Origin of the sequence: Pseudomonas sp. AO-1, from assembly GCF_019775695.1 — a bacterium.
Taxonomy (GTDB): domain Bacteria; phylum Pseudomonadota; class Gammaproteobacteria; order Pseudomonadales; family Pseudomonadaceae; genus Aquipseudomonas; species Aquipseudomonas parakoreensis.
Genome location: NZ_CP079947.1, coordinates 1,902,934 through 1,927,846, shown reverse-complemented (window position 1 = coordinate 1,927,846; position 24,913 = coordinate 1,902,934). Strand labels below are relative to the sequence as shown.

The 24,913-nt window shown below is 61.6% G+C and carries 23 protein-coding genes; 6 read left to right on the top strand and 17 right to left on the bottom strand.

Going from position 1 to position 24,913, the window contains the following annotated elements; translation table 11 throughout:
• Positions 1–266: 266 nt before the first annotated feature.
• A complete protein-coding gene (gene rne, locus KVQ82_RS08900) occupies positions 267–3,497 on the top strand; it encodes a ribonuclease E (RefSeq protein ID WP_222018644.1) in 3,231 nt (1,076 codons plus the stop codon).
• Between the two features lie 148 nt (positions 3,498–3,645).
• Here rne and KVQ82_RS08895 read toward each other — a convergent pair whose 3' ends face one another.
• The 12 genes from KVQ82_RS08895 to KVQ82_RS08840 all read right to left on the bottom strand — a co-directional run bounded on the left by KVQ82_RS08895 (position 3,646) and on the right by KVQ82_RS08840 (position 15,072).
• Positions 3,646–4,236, bottom strand: coding sequence for a nucleotidyltransferase family protein (locus tag KVQ82_RS08895; protein ID WP_041069139.1), 591 nt, complete (start codon positions 4,234–4,236; stop codon positions 3,646–3,648).
• Positions 4,233–5,213: an XdhC family protein gene (locus KVQ82_RS08890; RefSeq protein ID WP_222018643.1), complete on the bottom strand. Its 981-nt coding sequence runs from the start codon at positions 5,211–5,213 to the stop codon at positions 4,233–4,235. The genes KVQ82_RS08895 and KVQ82_RS08890 overlap by 4 nt, the downstream gene beginning before the upstream one ends.
• Positions 5,213–7,534 (bottom strand): xanthine dehydrogenase family protein molybdopterin-binding subunit, encoded by a 2,322-nt coding sequence (locus KVQ82_RS08885; RefSeq protein ID WP_222018642.1) that lies wholly within the window; start codon positions 7,532–7,534, stop codon positions 5,213–5,215. The genes KVQ82_RS08890 and KVQ82_RS08885 overlap by 1 nt, the downstream gene beginning before the upstream one ends.
• Positions 7,531–8,001: a (2Fe-2S)-binding protein gene (locus KVQ82_RS08880; RefSeq protein ID WP_145594289.1), complete on the bottom strand. Its 471-nt coding sequence runs from the start codon at positions 7,999–8,001 to the stop codon at positions 7,531–7,533. Before KVQ82_RS08880 ends, KVQ82_RS08885 begins: the two co-directional genes overlap by 4 nt.
• A gap of 227 nt (positions 8,002–8,228) precedes the next feature.
• Positions 8,229–9,248, bottom strand: a complete 1,020-nt coding sequence (gene murB, locus KVQ82_RS08875; RefSeq protein WP_108183492.1) for a UDP-N-acetylmuramate dehydrogenase — start codon at positions 9,246–9,248, stop codon at positions 8,229–8,231.
• On the bottom strand, positions 9,245–9,709 hold the full coding sequence (locus tag KVQ82_RS08870) for a low molecular weight protein-tyrosine-phosphatase (protein WP_041069125.1): 465 nt from the start codon (positions 9,707–9,709) through the stop codon (positions 9,245–9,247). The genes murB and KVQ82_RS08870 overlap by 4 nt, the downstream gene beginning before the upstream one ends.
• A complete protein-coding gene (gene kdsB, locus KVQ82_RS08865; protein ID WP_047295688.1) occupies positions 9,709–10,473 on the bottom strand; it encodes a 3-deoxy-manno-octulosonate cytidylyltransferase in 765 nt (254 codons plus the stop codon). The genes KVQ82_RS08870 and kdsB overlap by 1 nt, the downstream gene beginning before the upstream one ends.
• The gene (locus tag KVQ82_RS08860; RefSeq protein WP_003174668.1) at positions 10,470–10,655 is read right to left on the bottom strand and encodes a Trm112 family protein; all 186 of its coding nucleotides are present in this window, start codon (positions 10,653–10,655) and stop codon (positions 10,470–10,472) included. Before KVQ82_RS08860 ends, kdsB begins: the two co-directional genes overlap by 4 nt.
• 21 nt (positions 10,656–10,676) lie before the next feature.
• A complete protein-coding gene (gene lpxK / locus KVQ82_RS08855; RefSeq protein WP_222018641.1) occupies positions 10,677–11,687 on the bottom strand; it encodes a tetraacyldisaccharide 4'-kinase in 1,011 nt (336 codons plus the stop codon).
• Positions 11,687–12,115: a biopolymer transporter ExbD gene (locus KVQ82_RS08850; protein WP_027612340.1), complete on the bottom strand. Its 429-nt coding sequence runs from the start codon at positions 12,113–12,115 to the stop codon at positions 11,687–11,689. Before KVQ82_RS08850 ends, lpxK begins: the two co-directional genes overlap by 1 nt.
• On the bottom strand, positions 12,112–12,747 hold the full coding sequence (locus KVQ82_RS08845) for a MotA/TolQ/ExbB proton channel family protein (RefSeq protein ID WP_003227083.1): 636 nt from the start codon (positions 12,745–12,747) through the stop codon (positions 12,112–12,114). Before KVQ82_RS08845 ends, KVQ82_RS08850 begins: the two co-directional genes overlap by 4 nt.
• 111 nt (positions 12,748–12,858) lie before the next feature.
• Complete coding sequence (locus tag KVQ82_RS08840) at positions 12,859–15,072, bottom strand: DNA internalization-related competence protein ComEC/Rec2 (RefSeq protein ID WP_222018640.1); 2,214 nt, start codon at positions 15,070–15,072, stop codon at positions 12,859–12,861.
• 136 nt (positions 15,073–15,208) lie between these two features.
• Between KVQ82_RS08840 and KVQ82_RS08835 the strand changes: the two genes are divergently transcribed.
• Positions 15,209–15,727: a DUF2062 domain-containing protein gene (locus KVQ82_RS08835; protein WP_041069099.1), complete on the top strand. Its 519-nt coding sequence runs from the start codon at positions 15,209–15,211 to the stop codon at positions 15,725–15,727.
• 165 nt (positions 15,728–15,892) lie between these two features.
• Here the strand turns inward: KVQ82_RS08835 and KVQ82_RS08830 are convergent, their stop codons facing one another.
• The 4 genes from KVQ82_RS08830 to KVQ82_RS08815 form a co-directional block, all read right to left on the bottom strand.
• Positions 15,893–16,672: an ABC transporter permease gene (locus KVQ82_RS08830; RefSeq protein WP_041069097.1), complete on the bottom strand. Its 780-nt coding sequence runs from the start codon at positions 16,670–16,672 to the stop codon at positions 15,893–15,895.
• Entirely contained in the window at positions 16,669–17,601 is a 933-nt protein-coding gene (locus KVQ82_RS08825; protein WP_222018639.1) for an ABC transporter ATP-binding protein, read from the bottom strand. Before KVQ82_RS08825 ends, KVQ82_RS08830 begins: the two co-directional genes overlap by 4 nt.
• 133 nt (positions 17,602–17,734) lie before the next feature.
• Positions 17,735–18,358: a glutathione S-transferase family protein gene (locus tag KVQ82_RS08820; protein WP_222018638.1), complete on the bottom strand. Its 624-nt coding sequence runs from the start codon at positions 18,356–18,358 to the stop codon at positions 17,735–17,737.
• 43 nt (positions 18,359–18,401) lie between these two features.
• Complete coding sequence (locus KVQ82_RS08815; RefSeq protein WP_222018637.1) at positions 18,402–19,061, bottom strand: transglutaminase family protein; 660 nt, start codon at positions 19,059–19,061, stop codon at positions 18,402–18,404.
• Between the two features lie 247 nt (positions 19,062–19,308).
• Here KVQ82_RS08815 and KVQ82_RS08810 point away from each other — a divergent pair, with 247 nt between their 5' ends.
• Together KVQ82_RS08810 and KVQ82_RS08805 are read left to right on the top strand one after the other, a co-directional pair.
• Positions 19,309–21,756: an acyl-CoA dehydrogenase gene (locus KVQ82_RS08810; RefSeq protein ID WP_222018636.1), complete on the top strand. Its 2,448-nt coding sequence runs from the start codon at positions 19,309–19,311 to the stop codon at positions 21,754–21,756.
• Between the two features lie 89 nt (positions 21,757–21,845).
• The gene (locus KVQ82_RS08805) at positions 21,846–22,253 is read left to right on the top strand and encodes a PA2817 family protein (RefSeq protein ID WP_222018635.1); all 408 of its coding nucleotides are present in this window, start codon (positions 21,846–21,848) and stop codon (positions 22,251–22,253) included.
• An 84-nt stretch (positions 22,254–22,337) separates the two neighbouring features.
• On the opposite strand, the gene KVQ82_RS08800 is transcribed toward KVQ82_RS08805, so the two are convergent.
• Entirely contained in the window at positions 22,338–23,336 is a 999-nt protein-coding gene (locus KVQ82_RS08800) for a LysR family transcriptional regulator (RefSeq protein ID WP_041069083.1), read from the bottom strand.
• A gap of 90 nt (positions 23,337–23,426) precedes the next feature.
• Between KVQ82_RS08800 and KVQ82_RS08795 the strand changes: the two genes are divergently transcribed.
• Together KVQ82_RS08795 and KVQ82_RS08790 are read left to right on the top strand one after the other, a co-directional pair.
• Positions 23,427–24,053: an alanyl-tRNA editing protein gene (locus KVQ82_RS08795; protein ID WP_222018634.1), complete on the top strand. Its 627-nt coding sequence runs from the start codon at positions 23,427–23,429 to the stop codon at positions 24,051–24,053.
• 89 nt (positions 24,054–24,142) lie between these two features.
• A complete protein-coding gene (locus tag KVQ82_RS08790) occupies positions 24,143–24,913 on the top strand; it encodes a 2OG-Fe(II) oxygenase (protein WP_095668580.1) in 771 nt (256 codons plus the stop codon).

The window sequence follows — 24,913 nt, the reverse complement described above, 5'->3', positions numbered from 1 at the left end:
GTGGAGATGCACAACCGCCGGACTGTGTAGCAATAGGCTTTATCAAGACGCTTCATCTCGTCCACAGCCGCTGGTTGATTCCTCCTCCTGACTGAGTGCTTAAGTAGCCACAGCAAGCAGGACGCGTACGTCGCGATATCGGCCCAATTGGCCTGACATCGCTGGACACGGGAATGGCCAACCACTCCCGACGCACCTGACACCGACCGTGAGAAGTCGTGTGTGCCGAACGCCGTTTCCGGCAGCCCGGAAACCGACGGTACTACATGAAAAGAATGCTGATTAACGCAACTCAACCCGAAGAGTTGCGTGTTGCACTGGTAGATGGCCAACGCCTCTACGACCTGGACATCGAATCCGGTGCACGCGAGCAGAAAAAGGCCAACATCTACAAAGGCCGTATCACTCGCATCGAACCAAGCCTTGAGGCTGCCTTTGTCGATTTCGGCTCCGAGCGCCACGGCTTCCTGCCCCTCAAAGAAATCTCCCGCGAATACTTCAAGAAAGCCCCTGAAGGCCGCGTCAACATCAAGGACGTCCTGAGCGAAGGCCAGGAAGTCATCGTTCAGGTCGAAAAAGAAGAACGTGGCAACAAGGGCGCCGCCCTGACCACGTTCATCAGCCTGGCCGGTCGTTACCTCGTGCTGATGCCGAACAACCCACGTGCCGGCGGTATCTCCCGTCGCATCGAAGGCGAAGAACGCAACGAACTGCGTGAAGCGCTGAACGGTCTGGTTGCACCGGCCGACATGGGTCTGATCGTGCGCACTGCCGGCCTGGGCCGCAGCAGCGAAGAAATGCAGTGGGACCTCGATTACCTGCTGCAACTGTGGACCGCCATCAAAGAAGCCTCGCTGGATCGCTCCGCGCCATTCCTGATCTACCAGGAAAGCAACGTGATCATCCGCGCCATCCGCGATTACCTGCGCCAGGACATCGGCGAAGTGCTGATCGACAGCGTTGAAGCCCAGGACGAAGCCCTGACCTTCATCCGCCAGGTGATGCCGCAGTACGCCAGCAAGATCAAGCTGTACGAAGACAGCGTGCCGCTGTTCAACCGTTTCCAGATCGAAAGCCAGATCGAGACCGCTTTCCAGCGCGTCGTCGAACTGCCTTCCGGCGGTTCCATCGTTATCGATCCGACCGAAGCCCTGGTGTCCATCGACATCAACTCGGCGCGCGCCACCAAAGGCAGCGACATCGAAGAAACCGCACTGCAGACCAACCTTGAAGCCGCCGAAGAAATCGCCCGTCAGTTGCGCCTGCGCGACATCGGCGGCCTGATCGTCATCGACTTCATCGACATGACCCCAGCCAAGAACCAGCGCGCCGTGGAAGAGAAAGTCCGCGAATGCCTGGAAGCCGACCGCGCTCGCGTGCAGATCGGCCGCATTTCGCGCTTCGGCCTGCTGGAAATGTCCCGTCAGCGCCTGCGTCCATCGCTGGGCGAAAGCAGCGGCATCGTCTGCCCGCGCTGCAACGGCACCGGCATCATCCGTGACGTCGAATCGCTGTCGCTGGCAATCCTGCGCCTGATCGAAGAAGAAGCCTTGAAAGACCGCACTGCCGAAGTGCGCGCTCAGGTGCCGATCCCGGTTGCCGCGTTCCTGCTCAACGAAAAACGCAACTCGATCACCAAGATCGAACTGCGTACCCGTGCCCGTATCGTCATTCTGCCGAACGACCACCTGGAAACCCCGCACTTCGAAGTTCAGCGTCTGCGTGACGACAGCCCGGAAGCTGCGACCAACCAGTCCAGCTACGAAATCGCTGCTGCCGCTGCCGAAGTCGAAGAAGTCCAGCCAGCCGCTGCGACCCGCACCCTGGTTCGCCAGGAAGCTGCGGTCAAGACAGCTCCTGCCCGCGCCAACGCGCCAGTGCCAACCGAAGTCGCCGCACCAGCCCCCGCGCCGGCTCCGGTTGCCGCGCCAGAGCCAAGCCTGTTCAAGGGTCTGGTGAAATCGCTGGTCAGTCTGTTCGCTACCAAAGAAGAGCCAGCCGCGCCGGTCGTCGTTGAAAAACCGGCCACCGAGCGTCCGGCCCGCAACGAAGAGCGTCGCAACGGTCGTCAGCAGAGCCGCAACCGTAACGGTCGCCGCGATGAAGAGCGCAAGCCGCGCGAAGAACGTGCACCGCGTGAAGAACGCGCCCCACGCGAGCCGCGTGAAGAGCGTCAGCCACGTGAAGCCCGTGAAGTCCGCGAGCCACGTGAAGCCCGCAGCGAGGCGCCAGCCGCTCGCGAAGAACGTGCTCCACGCGCTCCACGTGAAGAACGTGCGCCACGTGCTCCACGTGAAGACCGCAAGCCACGTGGCGAGCGTGAAGAGCGCGTGCGTGAACTGCGCGAGCCTCTGGACGCCGCTCCGGCTGCACCCGTAGCGGCTGCCACTGCCGCCGTGGTCGCAGAAGAGCGTCCGGCCCGTCAGCCACGCGAAGAACGCGCACCGCGTCCGCCGCGTGAAGAGCGTCAACCGCGCGCCGAGCAGGCCGCTGCTGCCGTCGCTGAAGAAGAAGTGAACACTAACGAAGAGCAACTGCCGGAAGACGGTCAGGACAACGCCGAAGGCGATCGTCCACGTCGTCGCTCCCGTGGTCAGCGCCGTCGCAGCAATCGTCGCGAGCGTCAGCGTGATGCCAACGGCAACGTGATCGAAGGTTCGGAAGAATCCGAGTCCGGCGAAAACGCCGCTGCTCCAAGCGCTGCCGATCTGGCTGCCGGCCTGGCCGTGACCGCCGCTGTGGCCAGCAGCGTGATCAGCGCTCCGGCCGAAGCACAGGCTCACGAGCAAGCCGAACGCGCCACCGCCGCTGTTCAAGAAACCGCTCCAGTGGAAGCGCCGGTCGTTGAGGCCACTACCCCGGTGGAAGTGGTTGCTGCTCCGGAAGTCGAAGTGGCACCGGTTCAAGAAACACTGCCTCAGGTTGCAGCCGCTGCAGAACCCGCCGCTGAGGCGCCAGTCGTGGCCGCAGAGCCGGTTGCTGAAACCGTCGCTGAAACCGTGACCGAAAGCGTGCGTGAAGTTCGCGAAGAACAGACCGCGTTCAACTGGGTTGCCGAGCCTGCCGTCGCTGAAACGCCAGCGCCAGTCGTTGAAGCCCCGGTGGTTGAAGAAGCCAAGGCTGCCGCGCCAGTGGTTGAAGCTCCTGCACCTGCTCCAGCGCCAGTCGTTGAAGCACCGGTCGAAGCACCTGTGGTGGCCGAAGAGCCTGCTCCAGTGGTTGAGGCCACGCCGGTCAGCGCCCTGACGCCAAACGGCCGTGCACCGAACGACCCACGTGAAGTGCGTCGCCGCAAGCGTGAAGCCGAGCGCCTGCAGAAGGAAGCCGAACTGGCTGCCGCTGCTGCTCCGGCGGCTGAAGTGGTCGAAGTTGCTGCGGTGACTGAAGAGGCCGTGGTTGAGTCGGTGATCGCCGAAGCACCACGCTCCGTTCAGGACGCGGTCGAGCATCACCAAGCGGCCGAGGAAAAAGAACACGAGCCTAAACCGCTCGTCTGATTCCGAAAGCCAATAAAAAGCCCCGCCGGGTGAAAACCTGGCGGGGCTTTTTTATTTCATTTAGAAGATCAAAAGATCGCAGCCTTCGGCAGCTCCTACATAGGTCTCCTGTAGGAGCTCCCGAAGGCTGCGATCTTTTGATCTGGCTTTATTTGAACACCAACGCTTCTGGCACATCGATATCCCACAACACCCCGGGATCATCCACCGCTACCTCAATCACCCTGCCCTGCTTGAACAAAGGCCTGGCGCCGCGATCACCACTCAAGGCCTGCAAGCCCGGCCCGAACGAACGCCCAAACCCCACCGGATGGCCAAATTCGCCCTCCTGCACCGGCACACTAACCGCGTCATCGGTCATTGCCGCCACCACCCGCTCAATGCTCGACGGCAAAATAAACGGCATGTCCCCCAACACGATCAGCCAGCCATCCGCCTCGGGGCAGGCGGCAACGCCCGCCGCAATGCTGTCACCCATCCCGCTCGATTCAATCGAGACCACGTCACAGCTATAAGCCTGAGCCATGCGCATCGCCTGCGGCCGTGCTTCAGTGGTCACCAGCACCCGCTTGTCGAGGTTGGCCGGCAGATTCAGCAACACTTGCTCGATCACCGAGCGCACCGCGCCATCACGCCCGGTGCAATCGGCCAGCAACTTGTCCTTGTCGGCACCGGCAACCTGGCGAAAGCGACTGCCCTCGCCCGCCGCCAATACGATCACTGCGATGGATCGACTCATGCGCCCTCCACGGCTTTCTTCTGTTTCAACTCGACACCATTCTTGATCGCCACAATCTCCGCCAACAACGACAGGGCAATCTCCGCCGGTGAATGGCTGCCGATGTGCAGACCGATCGGCCCATGCAATCGCGCAATGGCTGATTCTGACAAGCCTAGCTGAGCCAGATTGTCCCGGCGTTTCTGACTGTTGACCCGAGAGCCGAGTGCACCGACATAGAAGGCCGGCGAATCGAGCGCCGTAAGCAACGCCATATCATCCAGACGTGGGTCGTGGGTCAGCGCGACAATGGCTGTGCGTTCGTCCGTCTGAATGCTTATTACAGCGTCATCCGGCATGCCCGGGACAAAGCGCCCGTGATGCTCTTCCCAACCGTAGACGAACTCGGTACGCGGATCGCAAATCAGCACTTCGAAATCCAGCAGCCGGGCCATGTCCGCCACGTAGCGCGACAGCTGCCCGGCACCGATCAACAACAGACGCCAGCGCGGGCCATAAATGGCGCGCAGGGTCTTGCCGTCGAATGCCAGCACATCGGATTTGCTCGCCGCTGATAGCACCACTTCACCGGTTTCGATGTTCAGCTCACGGGCGACAATTTCATGCGCCTCGCACCGCGCGAGCAATTCGGCGACCCACGCCGGATCAGCGACCAGCTCTTCGGTCAGACGCAACGTGCCGCCACAGGGCAAGCCAAAGCGCGCAGCCTCCTCGCGGGTGACGCCATAAGTAATCAGCTGCACCGGTGGCCCGTCGCTGGCGATGCGCCCGTCGTGCAGACGGGCGATCAAGTCATCCTCGACACAACCGCCCGACACCGAGCCAATCACCACGCCGTCCTCGCGCAACGCGAGCATCGCACCCGGCGCCCGGGGCGCGGTGCCCCAGGTCTGCACCACGCTGAACAGCACCACTCGCTGCCCGGCGCGGCGCCATTCGAGCACGCTGCGCAGAACGTTGAGATCGGCGCAGTCCATCACGCTTGCGCCTTCTGCCAACCCTGCAACTGATAACGCACCGGCAGGTTGCGGATGCGCTGGCCGGTGGCAGCGAAGATGGCGTTACACAGCGCCGGCGCAATCGGTGGCACGCCGGGTTCACCGACACCACCCAACGGCACGTCGCCCGGCGGCGCCACCAAATGCACCGCGATTGCCCTCGGCGCCAGCGACATGCGCGCCACTTCGTACATATGGAAGTTGTCCTGCTGGACCTTGCCGTCCTTGAAGCTGATTTCACCCAGCACCGCGTTGCCCAGGCCCATCACACAAGCGCCTTCGAACTGCGAGCGGATGCGTTCCGGGTTGATCTGCGGCCCGCAATCGACGGCGATGTCAGCCTTGTGCACGATCAGCGTACCGTCGTCCTTGACCTCGACTTCGATCACCGCCGCCACATAGGTGACGAAGCTGTAATGCACCGCCAGACCCAGACCACGGCCCTTGGGCAACTGACGTCCCCAACCGGCAGCCTTGGCCGCAGTTTCCAGTACCGTGCGCATGCGTCCGGTGTCGATCGGATAGCGCTCGGGGGATTCGCCGTAGTTCCACTCCTCACTCAGGGTGCGTGGATCGATCTGCCGATCCGGGCCGAGCAACTTGATCTGATATTTGAGTGGATCGACGCCGGCCTTGTGCGCCAGTTCATCGACAAAACTCTGAATCGCAAACCCGTGAGGAATGTTCGACACCGAGCGATACCAGCCGACGCGGGTATGCACCGTGGCTTCGGGGTTTTCCAGACGCACGTTGGGAATCGCGTAGGCCATGTTGGTAAAGCCCATGCCCAGCTCGAACGCCGCCTCATGGTTCATGCCCGGAGCAAACAGCGCAGTAATGCTCGGCGCCACGGTGCGGTGCAGCCAGCCGGACGGCATGCCGTCCTTGCCGACAGCCGCCTTCAAATACTCGGCGGACACTGTGTGGAAATACGAGTTATGGATGTCATCTTCGCGGGTCCATTGCACTCGCACGGCTTTACCGGGGAACTCCTTGGCAAGGATCGCCGCTTCGACGACGAAATCCGGCTTGGATTTACGGCCGAAACCGCCACCGAGCAGCGTGACGTTGAAGGTGACATTGTCGAACGGCAGCCCCAGGCGCTCGGCGATGCGCTCGCGAGTCACCTGCGGCGCCTGGCTCGGCGCCCACGCTTCACACACACCTTTGTCGTAGCGAGCGATGGCGACCATCGGCTCCATCGGTGCCTGCGCCAGATGCGGCAAATAGTAGGAGGCTTCGAGGCTACTGGCAGCGCCGCTCAGTGCCTTGTCGATATCACCGGTGTTGCGCACCACTTTGCCGGGTTTGCGCGACGCCGCTTCCAGTTCCTTGCGATAAGCGATCGAGTCATAACTGGCATTGGGGCCGTCGTCCCATTCGATTTTCAGCGCCTCGCGGCCCTTGATCGCCGCCCAGGTATTGCTGGCAATCACCGCTACGCCGCCCAGCGGCTGGAATTCCGAAGGCAGCGGACGGCTTTCGATCTGCATGACCTTCAGCACACCCGGAACCTTCAGCGCGGCGCTGTCATCCAGCGACTTGACCTTGCCGCCGTACACCGCCGGACGGGCGATGGTCGCGTAGAGCATGCCGTCGAAATGCACGTCGGCGCCGTACACCGCGCGCCCGTTGACGATGTCGTCACCGTCGATGGCCTTGGTGCCTTCCTTGCCGATGTAGCGAAACTCCGACGGCTGCTTGAGGCGCAAGCTGTCACGGGCCGGCACCGCCAGCGCGCTGGCTGCGGCGGCAAGTTCGCCGTAACCCAGCTCGCGGCCGGACGGTGTGTGCAGCACTTTGTGCAACTGCGCATGGCACTCGCCCACCGGCACCTGCCACTGCGCAGCGGCGGCTTGTTCCAGCATGGTCCGGGCCGCCGCGCCGCAACGGCGCATCGGTTCATACCAGTGACGCATGCTGCGTGAACCGTCAGTGTCCTGGTTGCCGAACCGCACTTCATCGCCCGGCGCCTGCTGCACTTTGACCTTGGCCCAATCGGCGTCCAGTTCATCGGCGACCACCATGGTCAGGCTGGTGCGCACACCCTGGCCCATTTCCGAGCGGTTGCAGACCACGGTGACCGTGCCGTCTGCGGCAATGCTCACGTAAACCTTGGGATCGTCGATCCAGCCGTTGGGCATGCCATCAGCGCCAAACTTCTTCGGCGCGTCTTCAGCCAATGCATCCTGCCAGCCCCAGCTCGCGGCCAGCACCAATGCGCCCGTGGCGCCGACGCCTTTGAGAAAACCGCGGCGGCTGAGATTGCACAGGGCGAAATCATTCGGCAAGCGGCTCATGCCTTGGCCTCCTTCAGGTGAGTTGAAGCCTGACGGATCGCGGTCTTGATCCGGTTATACGTGCCGCACCGGCAAATATTGCCGACCATTGCCTCTTCGATCTGCTCATCGCTCGGATTCGGATTGGTTTTAAGCAACGCCGTGGCAGACATGATCTGCCCGCCCTGACAGAAACCGCACTGCGCCACGGCGCTGTCGAGCCAGGCTTGCTGAACGACTTGTCCAACCGGATCGGCGTGCAGATTGTCGATGGTGCTGACGTTCTGCCCGATCACCGAGCCGATCGGCGTAATGCAACTGCGCGCCGGCAAGCCGTCGATGTGAATGGTGCAGGCACCGCACAGGCCCATGCCGCAGCCGAATTTGGTGCCGTTGTAACCGGCGACATCACGAATAGCCCACAACAGCGGCATGTCTTCCGTGACATCGAGGGAATGGTCTTGACCGTTTAATTTCAGGGTAATCATGGGCACGCCCGCATATTAGTGGTTATGGGGTCGAGCAGAACTGGCGGTGATTCACGCAGATCGACTCAGGCTAATGGGCTCTCTTGTGCCGACGCGAACGTCTGCACCGGGCCTTTGGTGGAGCAAATGACGCTTATCGTTAGCTGGCTAAGTTAACCCACCGTTAACAAAAAAGCCCTGCACTTTCGCTCAGTGCAGGGCTTTGGATACCGACTTGAAGCGTAGCCTCAATAACGGTTCGGCTCCATTTCCAGCTCGACATTGAAACGTTCGGCAATATCTTTCTGGATGCGTTGCGCCAGCTCCAGCAATTGCAGGCCGGTGGCGGTGCCGTAGTTGACCAGCACCAGCGCCTGCAATTTATGCACGCCGGCATCGGCCTCGCGGAAACCTTTCCAGCCAGCGCGCTCGATCAACCAGCCGGCGGCCAGTTTCATCTGCCCGTCCGCTTGCGCATAGGCCACCAGATCCGGGTGCTGCGCCTTGATCTGCTCGACCAGTGCGGCCGACACCAGTGGATTCTTGAAGAAACTGCCGGCATTGCCGAGCACCGCCGGGTCCGGCAGTTTTTCGCTGCGGATACTGCAGATTGCGCGGCTGACGTCGCTCGGCGTTGGTTGCTCAATGCCCTGCTCAGTCAGGCGCTGGCGCACCGGGCCGTATTCCAAATGCAGATGCGCGACACGATCAAGCTTGAAGCGCACCCGCAGGATCAGCCAACGTCCCGGCTGCTGCTTGAACAGACTGTCGCGGTAGGCGAAGTTGCACTCCTCCAGGCTGAAGTCGCGCAGTTCGCCGGTCTGGCGGTTCAGCGCGGTCAGCCCGGCGAACACATCCTTGATCTCAACGCCGTAGGCGCCGATGTTCTGCATCGGCGCCGCGCCAACAGTGCCGGGGATCAGGCTGAGGTTTTCCAGACCGGAAAAACCCTGCGCCAGCGTGTGCTGCACGAACGGATGCCACGGCTCGCCGGCTTCGGCTTCGATCACTACACGATTGCCGTCGTCACTGATCAGCCGAATGCCTCGGGTCGCCATGCGCAGCACCAGCGCCGGAATATCTGCAGTCAGCAGCAGGTTGCTGCCGCCGCCGATCACCAGCAACGGCACGTCATGGGCAGTCGCGTAGGCCAGTGCTTCGTGGACGTCGGCGTCGCTGTGCGCCTCGGCGAACAACTGCGCGCGAACGTCGACGCCAAAACTGTTGAACGGTTTCAGCGAAACCTGTGATTGAAGCTGCAAACTCATAACCGGCCCTTCACTTCGATCAACAGTTGGTCACACGCCGCTTCGATCAGGTCCAGCACCTGCTCGAAGCCCTGATCGCCGTCGTAGTACGGATCCGGCACTTCATCGACCACACCGGCGTAACGGCGCAGGAACAGGTCCAGTTCGGCCTTGCCGGTGGACGGTTGCAAGGCCTTGAGGTTGCGCAGATTGCTGTGGTCCATGGCCAGAATCAGGTCGTAACTGGCGAAATCGGCACGGCTGACCTGCTGCGCGCGTTGCGCCGACAGGTCATAACCGCGCACTTTGGCTGCGGCCTGGCTGCGTTTGTCCGGCGGATTGCCGACGTGCCAGTCACCGGTGCCGGCGGAGGCCACTTCGACCTGATCCGCCAGCCCCGCTGCGCGCAGTTTGTGGCGCAACACGCCTTCAGCGGTGGGCGAACGGCAGATGTTGCCCAGGCACACGAACAGAACGCGCATCAGGCCTCCAGCAGGCGACGAACGCGCTCGAGGTCTTCAACGGTGTCGACCCCGGTTGGCGGCGCGATCAACGCATCGGCCACATGAATCCGCACGCCATGCCACAGAGCACGCAGCTGTTCCAGCGATTCAGTGTTTTCCAGCCAGCACGGGCCCCAGCTCACAAAGTCCTGAAGGAAGCCGGCGCGGTAGGCATAAATGCCGATGTGGCGACGGTACGGCACGCCTTCCGGCAACACGTCACGGCTCTTGGCGAAAGCATCGCGGGCCCACGGCAAGGTGGCGCGACTGAAGGTCAGCGCCAGACCGTTAATGTCGCTGACGACCTTGACTACGTTGGGGTTGAACAGGGTTTCGACGTCTTCGATCGGCTCGGCCAGGGTGGCCATGCGCGCTTCGGTGTGGGCCGCGAGGTTGGCGGCGACCTGATCGATCACGCTTGGCGGGATCAACGGTTCATCGCCCTGGACGTTGACCACGATCGCGTCCGGCGCGAGGCCCAGTTTGGCGGCGACTTCCGCCAGACGGTCGGTGCCGGAATTGTGGTCCTCACGGGTCAGCACCACTTCGGCGCCGAACGCCTTGCAGGCTTCGACGATGCGCGCATCGTCCGTCGCCACCACCACACGGCTGGCGCTGCTTTTGCTCGCCTGTTCCCAGACGTGCTGGATCATCGGCTTGCCGGCGATATCCAGCAGCGGTTTGCCCGGCAGGCGGGTCGAGGCGTAGCGCGACGGGATGACAACGGTGAAAGCAGTGGTCATTTATCCAGACGCTCGTCGGTGGTCAAGGTGCGCGCTTCGCTTTCGAGCATCACCGGGATGCCGTCGCGGATCGGATAGGCCAGACCGGCGCCCTTGCTGATCAGTTCGGTCTTGTCGGCGCTGAGCTTGAGCGGGCCTTTGCAGATCGGGCACGCGAGGATATCGAGCAATTTGGTGTCCATGAACATTCCCTGGATAAAGAGTTAAGGCAAAAGACGATTGGGCAACAGGCGCATCAACTGGGTGTCGAACCAGGCCACGAAGGCCGGAGACGGCACGGCATCGACCGCCAGATACCACCAGTCGTCAGCCGCGAAGGCACGGCACTTCACCGCATCCTTCTCGGTCATCACCAACGGCAATGACGGTGTGAAATTCAAGGCCTGCACGCTGTACTCGGCGTGGTCGGCAAACGCATGGGGGATTGCCCGCCAGTCTAGCGCTTCGAGGGTATTGAAGAAACGTTGCGGATTGCCGATCCCGGCCACCGCGTGCACTGATTGACCGGGCGCAAAATGCGCCAGCGGCTGGCGCTCGCCGCTGCGCAGATTGACCAGCGACGTCGGCTGCAGGTGAAAGGCGAAACCCTCTTCACGATCCGCCGTGGCACCGTTGAACAGTACGCCATCGACGCTTTGCAGGCGCTCGATCGGCTCGCGCAACGGGCCTGCCGGCAGGCAGCGTTTGTTGCCCAAACCTCGGGCGGCGTCGATCAGTACCAGCTCCAGATCCCGCGCCAGACGGTAATGCTGCATGCCGTCGTCGGAGAGGATCAGATCCAGCGGTTCACTGGCGAGCAAGGCTTTGACCGCTGCGCTGCGATCAGGGTCGATCATCAGCGGTACGCCGGTGCGCTGCACGATCAACAGCGGTTCGTCGCCGGCGATATCGGCGCCCTGCTCGGCGGTGACCCGCCATGGCAGTTGCGGTGGTTTGGCGCCGTAACCACGACTGACCACGCCGACGCGCAGGCCGGCACGGCGGCAATGCTCGATCAACCACAGGATCATCGGCGTCTTGCCGGTGCCGCCCACCGTGATGTTGCCGACCACGATCAACGGCACCGGCGGCTGATAGATCGGGCCTTCACCGTCGAGAAAGCGCTGGCGCTTGTTGACCACTACGCGGCGGTAGAGCATTTCCAGCGGCCGCAGCAGCGTCAGGGCCGGATGCCCCTGATACCAAGCGGCGAGCAAACGATCGGACAGGCTCATCAGGATTTGGGCGCCGCCTCGACCGTGGTCATGCGCAGATGGCTGAAACCGAGCTTGCCGGCCGCATCCATGGCGGTGATCACCGATTGGTGTTGGGTCTTGCCGTCGGCACTGATCGACAACGGCATGTTGGTGTCACCGTTGGCTTCTTTCTGCATGGCTTCCATCAGCGTCGCCAGGTCGTTCTTCGGCAGAATCTTGTTGTTCACCGAGAACACACCTTCGGCGCTGATCGCGACGTCCAGTTGCTTGAGCTGCTGGTCTTCGGCAGGCGAGCCGCTGACCGATTCCGGCAGATCGACACGTAGCTGGGTTTCGCGGGTGAAGGTGGTGGTCACGACGAAAAACAGCAACAGGATGAACACCACGTCGATCAGCGACGCGAGGTTGATGTCGATCGTTTCCCGGGGTTTGCGACGGAATTTCACGCTTTGTCCCCGGCCAGATCGACGTCACGGTCGCCCTGCACCACTTCGACCAGTTTGATCGCTTCCTGCTCCATGCCCACCACCAGCTCATCAATGCGGCGCTGCAGGAAACGGTGGAAGAACACCGACGGAATACCGACCATCAGGCCCGCCGCCGTGGTAATCAGCGCCTTGGAAATACCGCCGGCCAGGACCGAGGCATTAGTAGTCATGCCCGAACCGGTGAAAGCGCTGAAAATGTCGATCATGCCCAACACCGTGCCCAACAGCCCCAGCAACGGCGACATGGCAGCAATGGTGCCCAGCGCGTTGACGTAGCGTTCGAGCTCGTGAATCACCCGCGCCGCGGCTTCTTCGATGCATTCCTTCATGATCTCGCGACCATGTTTGGAGTTGGCCAGGCCCGCGGCGAGAATTTCACCCAGCGGCGAGTTGGCGCGCAATTCCTTGAGCTTTTCTTTATTGAGCTGCTTGTCCTTGATCCAGACCCAGACCTGGCCCAGCAGATGCTCGGGGGTGACGCGGCTGGCGCGCAGGGTCCACAGGCGCTCGGCGACAATCGCCATGGCCGCGATGGAACTCAGAATGATCGGCAACATCATCCAGCCGCCGGATTTGACCAATTCCCACACAGTGACAGTCCCCTCGAAAAAGTGCGCCACTTTACCATACCGGTTCGCGATTAAGACCCGCTGCCCCGACGACCTGATGCCGCACTCGGCGATCCCGCGATCAATGGTGTATCACCGCCAGAAACGCCGCTGTTGACGCATCAGCCATGGCGCCTGAAAGCCGCCCAGGCGCAGATGAATGGCGCCGTGCTGCGCGCTGTCGTAGATGCGCAGCCCTTGCTGGCGATAACGCGCCAGCACCAGCGGATGCGGATGCCCGAACGAATTGCCCTGCCCACGGGAAATCAGCACCGAATGCGGCCTCAGAGCCCGAAGCAGTGCCATTGAAGACGAACTGCGACTGCCATGATGCGGCGCTTGCAGCCAATGCGTCGGCAGCGCCAACGGACTCTTCAGCAGAGCCCGTTCGGCAGCCGTGTCGATATCGCCTGTCAGCAGCAGACGCTCGCCATTGGCCTCGATCTGCAACACGCAGGAGCGCTGATTGCTGTCATGGGCCGCCGACCACTGCCACAGTTGAAACCGCACCCCGTCCCACTGCCATTGACGTCCGCTTTCACAGGCGTCGGCCCGCAGGATGGCGGGCAGCCCCGGAGGATCGCCGCTGATCACCCGCGTCACTTTCAGGCCCCGCGATACCGCCAGCGCACCACCGGCATGGTCGGCATCGGCATGACTGAGCAGCATCAGGTCGATGCGTTCAACCCCCAGTTTGTGCAGCGCCGGCAACACCACCCGCTGCCCCAGATCGAAATCGCCGAAACGTGGACCGGCGTCGTAGAGCAGCGTGTGATGACGCGTGCGGATCAGGATCGCCAGGCCCTGACCGACATCGAGTTGCCAGATATCAGCCAGTCCCTCGGCCACCCGCTCGCGAGGCGGCGCCAGCAAAATCAACAGCAACGGCCAGCCCAATGGTTGCAATGGCAGACCGCGCGGCAACAGCAACAATACGGCCCCGAGACTGCCAGTCAACAAGGTCCACCACGGCAGCGACGGTGAGATCCATGCCGGCCAGGCGCCGGCGATCACCGACAAGCCACGAAACAGCCAGTCGATCAAACCACCGGCCAGCCACAACAAGCCTGCACCGACGTAGGGCACCGGCAACAATAGCGTGCCGAGCAGCGCCGGTGGCAGCACCAGCAGACTGACCCACGGCACCGCCAGCAGATTCGCCAAGGGTCCGCTGAGGCTGATCGGCAGGTTCAGCGCCAGCAACACCGGGCACAGCCCCAGCGCAATCAGCCATTGCGCGCGCGTCCAGGTCTGCCACCATGTCCACGCGCCGAGGCGCCCGCCGAAGGTAAAAATCAAAATCCCCACCGCGGCGAACGACAGCCACAAACCGGGACGCAAGCTGGCCAACGGATCGAATAACAGCAGCGCATTGAAGGCCAGCAACAGCGGCCACCACGCGCCGAGATGTCGAAAGCGCAGGCGCCACAACAACACCAGCCCGACCATTACGCAGGCCCGTTGCACCGGCACATCGAACCCGGCGAGCAAGCCGTAGCCGAGCGCTGCGGCAAACGCCAGCCCACAGGCCCATGGCAGCCAGGGCCAGCGCAGCGGCCACCAGCCATAGCGCGCCAGCCCGGCGATCAGCAGATACACGACCGCCGCCAACATCCCGATGTGTTGACCGGAAATCACCAGCAGATGCACGGTGCCGGTGTCCTGCAGGATCTGCCAATCCTCGCGACTGAGCCCGGAGCCGTCACCGAGCACCAGCGCCGCCAATGCACCGCCCCGGCCCTGCGTGTCCACTTCAAGCAAGCGCTGGCGAATGCTGTCGCGCCACGCCCAACCTGCCTCGGCCAAGCGCTGACCGTCCTTGATCGTGCCGGTCGCGCCGATGCGTTGCGCCAGTAGCCACGCTTCGTAATCGAACGCATCGGGATTGAGCAGGCCACTCGGGCGCCTGAGCTTCACCGCCAGGCGCCAGCGCTCACCGCTGTTGAGCGGCGGCCCGGCGTACCACGCCAGACGCATCAACGACGGCAATTTTTCGTGTCGCGAGCGGGCATCGGCCAACTCGAACCGCACCACGCCCTCGCTGGTTTGCGGCAAACCGACCACCCGCCCTTCGACCCAACGGGTTTCGCCGTCAAGCGCTTCCGGCAGGCGATCATTCAACGCCCATTGCGCACTGACGCACGCCCAAGTGAAACCGAATAGCAGAAACGCCAGGGGATAGCTGCGAAACGGCAGCAACATCAGTCCCACCAACGGCAACAACATCATCAACCCGACCGGCGGTAAAACCGGCAAAAAAACCGGAACCAGCAGACCGACTGCCAGCGCCATCATCCCTGTGCGCATAAGCCCGTCCTTGAGAGTTCCTGCATTAGGCGTAGCTGGTATGAGGGCGGGTCGTCGTCAACAATTGTCACAAAGTCTGAATGGGCGCTTCGTAGAATCCAGACATACTTGCCGCCTTAACCGACCGAGAAGCCTTATGCCCCGGCGCTTATTCAAACGTTACATGCCCGACCCGACGAGCATCAGGGAACACAAATCCTTACGCTTTCTCGGCAAGTTGCTGCATGACCCGAACCTCTGGCACCTCAATCGGCACTCGGTGGCCCGGGCGATGGCCGTCGGCCTGTTCGCCGCGTTCCTGCCGATTCCGGCGCAGATGCTGGTGGCGGCGGCACTGGCGATCACCGTGCGCGGCAACATGCCGATTGCCGTCAGCCTCGTGTGGCTGACCAACCCGATCACCATGCCGGCGGTGTTTTTCTGTACTTATCAGGCCGGAGCCTGGTTGATGAATGTGCCCGCTCGCACCCTGCCCGACTCCTTGACCTGGGAATGGATCAGCGGAGAGCTCTCGACCATGTGGCAGCCGTTTTTGCTGGGGTCGGTGGTATGCGGACTGCTTCTGGGCATCCTCGCCTACTTCACGGTGATGCTGTACTGGCGCTGGTGGGTGGCGCGGCAATGGGCGCGGCGCAAAAAAAACCGCATGCATTGAATGCAAAACGGCCTCCGCAGTGGGAGGCCGTTTTTTGTAGCGTCTGAATGGGCCCCATCGCGGGCAAGCCCGCTCCCACAGAATCTGGTTTGCCCGAAATTATTTGAACGACACAAATCCCTGTGGGAGCGGGCTTGCCCGCGATGGCAGCGACTTGGTATCGGATCAGGTCCGCATTCCGCGCCCACTCACCAGCAACCGCGCACAACCGAGGTACAACACCACGGTCGCCACCAGCATGAAGGTGATCGCGATACCGATGCGGATATCCGACACCCCGAGAATGCCGTAGCGGAAGGCGTTGACCATGTGCAGCACCGGATTGGCCAGCGACACGGTCTGCCAGAACGGCGGCAGCAAGGTGATCGAGTAGAACACGCCACCGAGGTAGGTCAGCGGCGTCAGCACAAACGTCGGGATGATCGAGATGTCATCGAAGTTGCGCGCAAACACCGCGTTGATGAAGCCCAGCAGCGAGAAGATCGTCGCGGTCAGAATCACCACCAACAAGGTCACGCCAAGGTGATGCACCTGCAGATGGGTGAAGAACAGCGACAGGATGGTCACGATCACCCCGACCATCAGACCACGCAGCACGCCGCCGATGGTGTAGCCGATCAGAATGGTGTGCGGCGACACCGGCGAGACCATCAGTTCCTCGATGGAACGCTGGAACTTGCTGCCGAAGAAGCTCGAGACCACGTTGCCGTAGGAGTTGGTAATCACCGACATCATGATCAGCCCCGGCACGATGTACTCCATGTAACTGAAGCCACCCATGCCGCCGATCTGCTTGCCGATCAGGTTACCGAAGATCACGAAATACAGAACCATGGTGATCGCCGGCGGCAGCAGAGTCTGCGGCCAGATCCGGGTAAAACGCCGAACTTCACGGTAAACGATGGTATTGAGGGCGACGAGGTTGGGGCGCAATTCGGAACTCATACCGCCACCTTCGACAGATTTTTCTCCACCAGGGACACGAACAGCTCCTCAAGGCGATTGGTTTTGTTACGCAGGCTCAGCACTTCGATGTTCTGTTGCGCCAACTGAGTGAACAGCGCGGTGATGCCCATGGATTTGTCGACCTGGACCTCCAGCGTATGGCCGTCGAGCAACCGCGCGGGATAGCCGATCAATTGTGGCGCAGCGTGCAAGTCGTTTTTCAGATCCAGCAGGAAGGTCTCGACGTGCAATTGGCCCAGCAGCTGTTTCATGCTGGTGTTCTCGACGATGGTGCCGTGGTCGATGATGCCGATGTTGCGGCACAACTGCTCAGCCTCTTCCAGATAATGCGTGGTGAGGATGATGGTGATGCCTTTCTGGTTCAGCTCGGTGAGGAATGTCCACATCGAACGACGCAGTTCGATGTCGACGCCTGCGGTCGGCTCATCGAGGATCAGCAGGCGCGGCTCATGCACCAGGGCGCGGGCAATCATCAGACGCCGCTTCATGCCGCCGGACAGCGAGCGCGACGGTACATCGCGCTTGTCCCACAGGCCAAGCTGGGTCAGGTACTGCTCGGCGCGCTCCTTGGCGACTTTCGCCGGAATGCCGTAGTAACCGGCCTGGGTCACGACGATGTCGAAGGTCTTTTCGAACTGGTTGAAGTTGAATTCCTGGGGCACCACGCCGATCGAGCGCTTGAGCGCGGCGGGGTTCTTGTCCAGGTCATGACCGAAGATATTCACCGTGCCGCTGGTCTTGTTGACCAGGGTCGAGAGAATGCCGATGGTCGTGGATTTGCCCGCGCCATTGGGGCCGAGCCAGGCGAAAAAGTCACCTTCGGCGACGTCCAGATCGATACCACTCAAGGCCTGGAACCCGTTGCCGTAGGTTTTGGTTAGCTGCCGGATGGACAGAGCGGAACTCATATCGGATTTACGCACCAAGAAGGGAAGAAAAGGAAAGATTGGGCCGGGCGGCGAACAAAACAACCACGGCGCGTGAACGCAATGGTGCTTGCCGCCGCCACACAAGTACAGTCAAGAGTGTCGATAGTTATTATCAAGTCAACGCGGTCATGACCGCTTTCTGATAAGCCGGACGCTGCTTCAAACGTGCGTACCAGGCCTCCAGATGCGGCTGCGCGGCACGGTCGATGGGCATCTCGAACCAGGCATAAATGAAACTGCCGAGGGGAATATCGCCCATGCCGATTTCGCGGCCGGACAGGTATGGCTCGCTGGCGAGGGCCTGATCGGCCATGGCCAGCAGCGCCGTGCATTCTTTGATCGCGGCGTTGATCGCCGGCCAGTCCTGCTGGTCCGCTGGCGTACGCAGCACACCCCAGAACACGGTACGGAAGGGTCCGGCAAAACTCGAGGTGGTCCAGTCCATCCATTTGTCGGCGATGGCCCGGGCTTGCAGGTCTGCCGGAAACCATTGGCTGTTCGGCGCATGTTTGGCCAGCAGGTAACGGACGATCGCATTCGATTCCCACAGCACGAAGCCGTCATCCTCGATCACCGGGACCCGGCCGTTCGGGTTCATCGCACGATATTCAGGTGTGTCGACCACCCCGAAAGCGCCACCGGCGTCAATCGCCTGATAAGCCAGGCCAAGCTCCTCGGCGGCCCACAGTGGCTTCCTGACATTCGATGAGTTTTTCCGTCCCCAGATCTTCAGCATGACCGCCTCTTTTCCAATGCGTGGGCAGGCAGCATACGCCGGATCATGTGCGGCTCAAATCACTCTGCATATCGCCCAGCACCTTCACCTGATGTTCGCCGAACAGGTGCGGGTAGCACTTTTCCAGATGTTCGAAGAAGAACTGTTCCGGCACATCGGCGAACTGCCCGTGATCGACCAGATACTCCATCAGCAACGCGCCGTCTCGGTTGTACGGGTGGAAAACGCTGTCATTGATGCCGTCAAAGTCCAACGGTGCGACATTGAACAGTTCGCAGAGTTGCTGGTTGAAGGCCGGCGTGGCCTTGACCCAACGGTCATTAAGGAACAGCTCGGTGTAGCCGTGCATGGCGAACACATCGCTGCGCAACAGCTCCAGCAAACGCGGGGTCGACAGGTGATTCCTGACGTCGGCCAGACCGATGCGTGCGGGAATGCCGCAATGCCGTGCACACCCGGCCAGCAAGGTGGCCTTGGGCACGCAATAACTTTCTCCGGTCGCCAACGCATGGCTGCCACACAGGGTCTGCGGGTCGAGGCTGAAGGTGTACGGGTTGTAACGCACCGCTTCACGTACGGCGTAATAGAGACCAAGCGCCTGCTCGAGCGGGTCGCGGCTGGCACCGCGGTGCTGTTCGGCGAACTCCACCACCGCCGGGTGGTCACTATCGATGAAGCGGCCGGGACTCAGATACTCGCGCATGACGATGTTCTCCTGGGGGAGCCCCGAGTCTAGCGACAGCTCAAGCACAGAGATAACGACGTTTCGGCCAAACATGCACGCGAAGACGCGGGAATGGCGAACGATTTCCCACGGGTGTTGCCCACCGAACCTACGAAAACCATCCGGGGTTTCCCACGAGTTCAATCACCATGTTCTGACCACCCGTTTTACAGATGCCGTCTAAGCTCTGGTGGGTCGGTTGGCCTTGGTTCACGGAGGATTACATATGCTGTTGTTGTGGATACTGGTTCTGATCGTCGGTGTGGCGTACCTCGCTTACCGCCGCATCGCCCCGCTGCCCGCGTTGGGCATCGTCGCCACTTACCTACTGGCGATGGGTATTTTCAGCCATGCCCCGGGCTGGTTGCTGCTGGTGCTGTGGGTCGTGCTCGCGGTGGTTGCCGCGCCGTTGCTGCTGCCTGACCTGCGCCGCAAACACTTCACCGCGCCGCTGTTCAACTGGTTCCAGAAAACCCTGCCGCCGATGTCGCAGACCGAACGCGACGCAATCGATGCCGGTACCGTCTGGTGGGACGGCGAGCTGTTCAGCGGCCGTCCGGACTGGGACAAGCTGCTGTCCTACCCGAAAGCGCAACTGAGCGAAGAGGAGCAGGCCTTTATCGACGGCCCCACCGAAGAGCTCTGCGCGATGGTCACTGACTGGCAGATCGGCCAGTCGATGGACCTGCCGCCAGAAGCCTGGAGCCACATCAAGGAACACGGCTTCTTCGCCCTGATCATCCCCAAGGAATTCGGTGGCAAGGGCTTTTCCGCCTATGCCCACTCGCAAGTGGCGATGAAACTCGCCACCCGCAGCGGCGACCTCGCCTCCACCGTAATGGTGCCTAACTCCCTCGGCCCGGCCGAACTGCTGCTGCATTACGGCACCGAGGAACAGCGCAATCACTACCTGCCCCGACTGGCCCGTGGCGACGATATTCCGTGCTTCGCCCTCACCGGTCCGCTGGCCGGTTCCGATGCTGGCGCCATGCCGGACACCGGAATCATCTGCAAAGGTCAATGGGACGGCCAGGAAGTCATCGGTCTGCGCCTGAACTGGGAAAAACGCTACATCACCCTCGGTCCGGTGGCGACCCTGCTCGGTCTGGCCTTCAAAGCCTATGACCCGGAGCATCTGCTGGGCGACAAGGAAGATCTCGGCATCAGTCTGGCGCTGATCCCCACCGATACCCCAGGCGTGGAAATCGGCCGTCGGCACCTGCCACTGGGCGCCGCGTTCATGAACGGCCCGAACTCGGGCAAAGACGTATTCATCCCGCTGGACTATCTCATCGGCGGCCAGGAAATGCTCGGCAAGGGCTGGATGATGCTGATGAACTGCCTGTCGGTCGGGCGTTCGATTTCGCTGCCAGCCGTCGGCACTGGCGCGGCCAAGTTCACCAGTCTGGTGACCGGTCAGTACGCGCAGATTCGTGAGCAGTTCAACGTTCCACTGTCGGCCTTCGAAGGCATTCAGGAAGCCATGGCGCGTATCGGCGGCAACGCCTGGATGATGGACGCCGCACGGATGCTGACTGCCAACGCAGTGGATCTGGGCGAAAAACCGTCGGTGCTGTCGGCGATTCTCAAGTACCACCTGACCGAACGCGGCCGCGAGTGCATCACCCACGCCATGGATGTGCACGGCGGCAAGGCGATCATCATGGGTCCGAACAATTACCTCGGGCGCAGCTGGAACGGCGCGCCGATCTTCATCACCGTGGAAGGCGCCAACATCCTTTCGCGCAACCTGATGATCTTCGGTCAGGGCGCCATTCGCTGCCATCCCTTCGTGCTCAAGGAAATGGCCCTCGCCGGCCGTGAAGACAAGGAACAGGCACTGAAAGAATTCGATGGCCTGCTGCTCAAGCACATCGGTTTTGCCGTCGGCAACGCCGCCAGCACCTTGGTGCTGAACCTGGGCTTTGGCCACTTCGAACATGCGCCAGGGGACAGGATCAGCCAAGGTTATTTCCGCGCACTCAATCGGCAGGCGGCAGCGTTCGCCATGCTCGCCGACTTCAGCATGATGTTGCTGGGTGGTGAACTGAAGCGTCGCGAACGCCTGTCGGCGCGTCTCGGCGACGTGTTGAGCAACCTGTACCTGGCCTCCGCTGCGCTCAAGCGTTATCACGACCTGGATTCGCCGGCGCATATGGAGCCGCTGTTCCGTTGGGCGATGGAAGAAAGCCTCGGTCAGTCGGAACGCGCACTGGATGAGCTGCTGAGCAACTTCCCGAACAAAGTGTTTGGCTGCCTGCTGCGGGTGATCGTGTTCCCGTTCGGCCGTCGCCACAAAGGCCCATCGGACAAGCTCGGTGCCGAAGTGGCAGCGGTGATCGGTCGCGCCAAAGGCGATCCGACCCTCGAAGAACTGCTCGCCGGCTGCTATCGCCCGCAGTCCGCCGACGATGCCGTGGGTGCCCTGCAACACGCCAGCGATCTGCTGAATACTGCCCAGCCGTTGCACAAGAAACTGCACACTGCGCTGAAAAGCGGCCAGGTCAAACCGGCGGCGGGCGAACACGCTATCGACGCCGCGCTGGAGGCCGGGGTGTTGCAAGCGGCGGAGGCGCAAACCCTGCGCGATGCTGAAGCGGCTCGGCGCAAGGTGATCGATGTCGATGATTTCGACAAGGAAGAACTGAAACAGGCAGAAGGCAAAGTCCGCTGATGCTGACGACCGTGTAGCTGTTTATTTGTGAAAAACGGGCGCGAGAGCTTTATACTCCCGCGCCCGTTTTGCTCTTGAGGACTTATCTCGTGTCCAACGTCGTTGCCGATCATCTTGTTTTGCTCGACCACCTGCGCAGTATCCTGGTCGCCGTAGGTGAGGCCGATCAGGTTCCCGAAGAAAGCCATGCCTTGTTCCTGGAGCGCTTTGACGACCTGCTGGCATCCCTGCCGATCGATCCGATCGAAAGCCAGTACCTGGGCCAGGACATCCTGACCCAAGTGATTACCCGCTATCCGCAAATTGCCCACCTGATCCCGCGGGATCTGCTGTGGTTCTTCGCTGGCGACTGCCTGCACTACCTGTCCGATGAAGAAATCGACCTGTATCAGGCACTGGAAGAACGTCGCTACGAAGCCGAACAGAACGACGAACCGTTCGACTGGAATCAGGAAAAACAGCTGCTGGCGATGTCTGCCCAGGACAGCAAGCACTAAGCGTCCAAAGATCAAAAGATCGCAGCCTTCGGCAGCTCCTACAGGGATTGTGTAGGAGCTGCCGCAGGCTGTGACCTTTTGCTTTTAAAGCAGCCCCTCGCTCTCCGGCAATTCATACGCCATCGCCAGATTATTCGGCGCCCCCGCCTTGCCCGGCTTGCTCAACGTCGGCTCCTTCTCCAGGCACTCCACCAGATAGTCGATGAACACCCGCAGCTTCGGCGGCAGATAACGCGTCGGTGAATGCAGCAGCCACAGCCCACCGTGATAGGACGCGAGGAATGTCCACTCCGGCAGCACCTGCACAATCAGTTTCTGCTCCAGCGCATAACGCGCGGTGAAGTACGGCAAGCTGCCGATACCAATGTGCTGCAACACGGCTCCGAGCCGCACGCCGGTGTGGTTGGCGGCATAGCGGCCACGCACGCCGACCGTCACTGCTTTACTGCCCTTCTTGAATTTCCAGCGGGCATCGCTCGGGGTTTCTCCCAGATAGATACAACTGTGATTGAGCAGATCATGCGGATGCGTCGGTGTGCCGTGGTCGGCCAGGTATTGCGGGGTGGCGCAGAGCAAATGGTCGATGGTCAGCAACTGTCGCCCGACCAGCCCGGCCGGCGGACGGTCCGTAATTCGAATCGCCAGGTCGACATGATCGTCAATCAAATCAACCTGGCGGTCTTCCAGCAGCAACTCGACATCGACCTTTGGATAACGCCGCAGAAACTCGGGCATGTGCGGATGAATCACGAAGCGTCCGACCGCTTTCGGCACACTGACCCGCACCAGCCCTTCCGCCTCGTGGGTGAACTGCCCACTGATCTCCATCACCGACTTGGCGGCGCTGACCATCTCCTGACAGCGCTTGAACACCTCTTCACCACCATCACTCAGGCGCAATTTGCGCGTTGTGCGCTGCAGCAAACGCGTGGCCAGAGCCTTTTCCAGTCGGGAAATGCTGCGACTGATCGCCGACGGCGAGGAACCCAGCTGGCGGGCGGCTTCGGAGAAACTGCCGGTCTCCACGACCTTGACGAAGATCGCCATTTCACCGAGCAGTGGCAGCGGAAGATTGATGCTCACAGCGCACAAGTCCTTTGATGTTTGAACGGATTATCACGTTATTGCACGATTCATATAATAAAAAAAGACACTTTAATAAGGGCATGGAATATGACGCTTCGCCTCTTTTTCCATAGTGATGACCTCAAGGCTAATGTGGAAGTCCTCGACTGCACGCCCCACGAGAACGAATATGCCGTGGTGTTGCGCGCCACGCTGTTTCATCCGCAAGGCGGTGGGCAGCCTTGCGATACCGGCATGATCGGCGAAAGCCAGGTGCTGCGCGTGGTCCAGGAGCCGGATCGGATCGTGCATTACGTCGACCGTCCGGTGAAACTGGGCATGACCTGCATCCACGTCGATGAACAACGTCGCCGCTACAACACCCGCATGCATTCAGCCGGGCACCTGATCGGGCATTTCGTGCAGGCCATGGGCTGGACGCCGATCAAGGCGCACCACTGGCCGGACGAAGGTCGGGTGCAGTTCAAACCGGGCGATGCTGCTCAGGAAGTCGACGCACCAACCGTTCAGTACGGTATTCGTGAGTGGATCGAACACGACCTGCCCCGCCTGACCTCGCTGCGCGAAGGCGCGCGGGAAATCGGTTTTGGCGAGCTCCCGGCCTACGGTTGTGGTGGCACCCATGTACGCAGCCTGAAGGATTTGGGCACAGTCACGATCGCTTCCCTTTCGCAGAAGAAAGGCACGTTATCCGTCCACTACAGCGTGGATTAAGCATCTCGGGCGCTGCCTCGCGCAGCGTCCGGCGCCGGGGGAACCGCACTCGCCGGTTCCGTTGACTATCGATAGATGGACCTAAAACAATGATGCTAGACGTCGAGCGTCTCGATGAGACGTGCATAAAAAAACTGGCCAACGAAGAAGTCCTCGCCATCCGCGTCAAAGGCTTTCTGCCGGAGCCGCTGGCGGTTCAGCTTGGCGACAAGATTCTGGCTCCGGGCTTTGAGGGCTACATCAACGCGCCGAGCATCGGCCGCATCGGCATGGCGTTTTACGAGGCGGAGAACCAGCCGCTGCTGATCGAGGACTACTTCGAACGCGCCACCCGCAACATCGCGGAACTGCGCGAACGTTGCGCCCCCTACTCCTCGCCGGTCGATACCCTGCGCTGCATGCTCGACGAGTCCTGGCCGGCCGGCGCTCATCTGGAAAACCTCTATGGCCGCAAGATGTATGTCGGCCTGTCGCGGGTGGTCAAACCCGGTGTGTGTTTCCTCGCTCATCACGACATTTTCGCCAAGGACGCCCCGGACAGCTTTCAGGCCCGCAGCCTGGAAGCGCAGTTTGCCTGCAACGTGTACCTGAACATGCCGACCGAGGGCGGTGCACTGCAGATGTGGGACGACGATATCAGCCCGGACCGCTTCGACGAGATGCGCGGCGACAGCTACGGCATCGACCCGGCGCTGCTCGGCCCACCGACCCTGGAAGTGCGGCCGGAGCCGGGCGATTTCATCATGTTCAATTCGCGCTGCATGCACTCGGTGACGCCGGGCGTAGCGGATCCGCGACTGAGCCTTTCATTCTTTGTCGGCTATCGCGGCAATGCTTCTCCCCTGACCTTCTGGAGCTGA